At 67.9% G+C, this 3,056-nt stretch carries 3 protein-coding genes; 1 reads left to right on the top strand and 2 read right to left on the bottom strand.

Annotated elements, in window-relative coordinates; all coding sequences use genetic code 11:
* Positions 1 to 183: transposase (locus A6A27_RS44875; protein WP_198940202.1), on the bottom strand; the 183-nt coding region annotated here is incomplete at its 3' end.
* A 163-nt stretch (positions 184 to 346) separates the two neighbouring features.
* Between A6A27_RS44875 and A6A27_RS07400 the strand changes: the two genes are divergently transcribed.
* A complete protein-coding gene (locus tag A6A27_RS07400; RefSeq protein ID WP_073833802.1) occupies positions 347 to 1,444 on the top strand; it encodes an IS630 family transposase in 1,098 nt (365 codons plus the stop codon).
* An 11-nt stretch (positions 1,445 to 1,455) separates the two neighbouring features.
* On the opposite strand, the gene A6A27_RS07395 is transcribed toward A6A27_RS07400, so the two are convergent.
* Complete coding sequence (locus tag A6A27_RS07395; protein ID WP_143193927.1) at positions 1,456 to 2,805, bottom strand: RNA-guided endonuclease InsQ/TnpB family protein; 1,350 nt, start codon at positions 2,803 to 2,805, stop codon at positions 1,456 to 1,458.
* Positions 2,806 to 3,056: the final 251 nt, after the last annotated feature.

Raw genomic sequence — 3,056 nt, 5'->3', positions numbered from 1 at the left:
CCCCCGCACCGTCGCATAGTCCCAGGTCGAAGACGTCACGAACTGCTGCAACTGCTGATGATCGACGCCGAGACGTTCCGCCATCGGCTGCATCGACTTACGCGCCCCGTCGGTGAGCAGCCCCCGCACATACAACTCACCCTTGACCCGCTGGTCCGACCGCCGAACCGCACCGTCCAACATCTGCGCAGCGAACTCAACCAGCCGCGGACGTACCTTCTCGATCTGCTCTGGAGTCACACCACCAGCCAACCACCATCCACATGGAAGCCACCAACGACACACCCGACACCTAACAAAGTGCTACTAGTGTGCTGAGTCGTTAATTGATTGATAGATTGTTGGTATGGGTGATGGTCGTGGTCCGAAGCTGCCGCCGCTGGAACTGACCGCCGAGGAGCGGGAGGAGTTGCAAGGGCTGGCTCGGCGGCCGAAGACGGCACAGGCGTTGGCGGTGCGGGCGCGGATCGTGCTGGCGTGTGCGGAAGGCCTGTCCAACAGCGAGGTCTCGCGCCGGCTTGGGGTGTCGCTGCCGACGGTCGGCAAGTGGCGCAAGCGGTTCGCGGTCGATCGGGTGGACGGCCTGCGGGACGAACCGCGCCCGGGCGCGCCACGGAAGATCGGCGACGCCCAGGTCGAGGCCGTGATCACTAAGACGCTCGAAGAGCTGCCGCCCAATCAGGACAGTCATTGGTCGACCCGGTCGATGGCCAAGGCGGTGGGCCTGAACCAGACCGCGGTCTCGCGGATCTGGCGGGCGTTCGGGCTCAAACCGCACCAGGTCGACAGTTGGAAGTTGTCGACCGACCCGCTGTTCGTGGACAAGGTCCGCGACATTGTCGGGTTGTACCTCGACCCGCCCGAGGCCGCCATGGTCCTCGCCGTGGACGAGAAGTCCCAGATGCAGGCCCTCGACCGGACCGCGCCGATGCTGCCGATGATGCCCGGCGTACCCGGCCGGGTGACCCACGACTACGTCCGCCACGGCACCACCAGCCTGTTCGCCGCCCTTGATGTGGCCACCGGCAAGGTCATCGGCCAGACCCAGCGCCAACACCGCCACCAAGAGTTCCTGCGCTTCCTGCGCACCATCGACCGGGCAACCCCGCCCGAGCTGGACCTGCATCTCGTGCTGGACAACTACGCCACCCACAAGACGCCCGCCATCCAGCAGTGGCTGCTCAAGCACCCCCGGTTCCACCTGCATTTCACCCCGACCTACTCGTCCTGGCTCAACCTGGTCGAACGCTGGTTCGCCGAGCTGACCAACCGCAAACTCCGCCGGTCGGCCCACCGCAGTGTCGCCGCGCTGGAAGCCGACGTCACCGCCTGGATTGATGCGTGGAACGCCGACCCCAAGCCGTTTGTGTGGACCAAGACGGCGGACGACATCCTCGAAACGATCGCAGCCTACTGCCAACGAATTAACGACTCAGCACACTAGTGCGGTGTCCACTAACGTTCACCGGGTTTCCGGTGCGCGTTGTGGATCCTCGCCGTTAAGGCGAGCGACTCCCCACCTGGTGGTGGGGCGGGCCTCCGCGGGCCAACTGATCCTCTCGACACCCGATGTGGGCGGCGGGGGTCACGCCGGGACTGGCCGGCACCGGGTAGGTGTCGGCCGGCTCGACGGTGCGTGACCACCTTCGGCAGCACGACGGCTGCTGGGGTGGGTCCGCCGCCCGGGGTGCGGGTGGCGATGATGGCGGCCGCGATCAGATCGCGGTGCCCGGAGAACTGGCAGTGTGGGCAGGACAGGGTCCGGCCGCGGGGTTTCGGTACCCGCCGCAGGCAGGTGGGGCAGGTGGAGGAGGTGCCGCGTTCGTTGACGGGGTCGACGGTGATGCCCGCCAGGGTGGCCTTGTCTTCCAGGATTTGCAGGAGGCGGCCGATCTGCCATTGCCGCAGCCGCAGGTTGTGTCGCCGCCCCGCGTCGATGTCCAACACACCGCGCGGGTTACCTACCCTGAGCACACCGTTCCGCTGCTCGACGGCCCACGACACCACGGTGCGGGCTGCTTCGTGCTGGGCTTGCCGGACCCGGCGCTTGTGCCGGCCTTCGACCAGCCGGGTACGCCGGCGGTGTTTCCGCCACCGCCGTGACCCTTTCTGGCCCGGCTTCGGTGCTCTGTGGGCCACGGCGCGGCGGCGGGTTTTGGTGTCGGCGAGGTGCATGCGGTGCTCGGCGCGGATCGCCCGCCCCGACACCAACAGGCCCTCACCGTCGCGGCTGGCGACCGCGTAGGGGTGGATGATGCCCAGGTCGACCCCGGCAACCCTGCCCGGGTCCGGCCCCACACCCGGCGGATACACCGCCACGGGGACCTCGGCTGTGATGTCGAGGAACAGCCGGCCGCCCTCACACAGCAGGGTGACCGACCGGACCTGCTCGACCGGATACGGCACCTCCCGCGCCAACCTGACCCACAACGGCGACGCGCCTTGCGCGGTCGGGATCCGCACCCGCAGCCCATCCAGGGTGAACGTGCCGTGATACCAACGCACCGGCATCAACGCCCGCCGACGCCGCGGAAACCGCACCGACAGGTCACCGTCCCGGCGGGCTTTCGCCGCCGCGAACCACGCATCGGAGAACCGGCGCAACACCGAACGGGCACCCGTGCTGTCCAGCTCGCCGAACGTGCCTGGCCCCGACCCGGACAGCTCCCGACACAACGCCTGATAACCAACCAGCGGCGCGTCGTGGCGGCGGCGTCGCCACGCGTTGATCTCCAGGACACACGCCCACACGTCACCGGCCGAGCGCAGCAGCCCGAAGCACCGCCGCCGCTGCCCAGGGGTCACCCGCAACGCCACACGCGCGGTCCGGTACACCACCCTGGGCGCGGCAGGATCCCGACGACGAGGCACGAGCCACACCCAACCCGACGGGTACGACAATTTCCGGCAGCGGGCAACCCGGCGAACGTTAGTGGACACCGCACTAGTAGTACTTTGTTAGGTGTCGGGTGTGTCGTTGGTGGCTTCCATGTGGATGGTGGTTGGCTGGTGGTGTGACTCCGGAGCAGATCGAGAAGGTACGTCCGCGGCTGGTT

This window comes from Micromonospora sp. CB01531, assembly GCF_001905095.1.
GTDB lineage: Bacteria > Actinomycetota > Actinomycetes > Mycobacteriales > Micromonosporaceae > Micromonospora.
This window is presented reverse-complemented; position numbering and strand designations above follow the sequence as displayed.

Bases quoted from the DNA above. Each gene is read 5' to 3' on its own strand.
- A6A27_RS07400 (WP_073833802.1), top strand. From the start codon at position 347: ATGGGTGATGGTCGTGGTCCGAAGCTGCCGCCGCTGGAACTGACCGCC.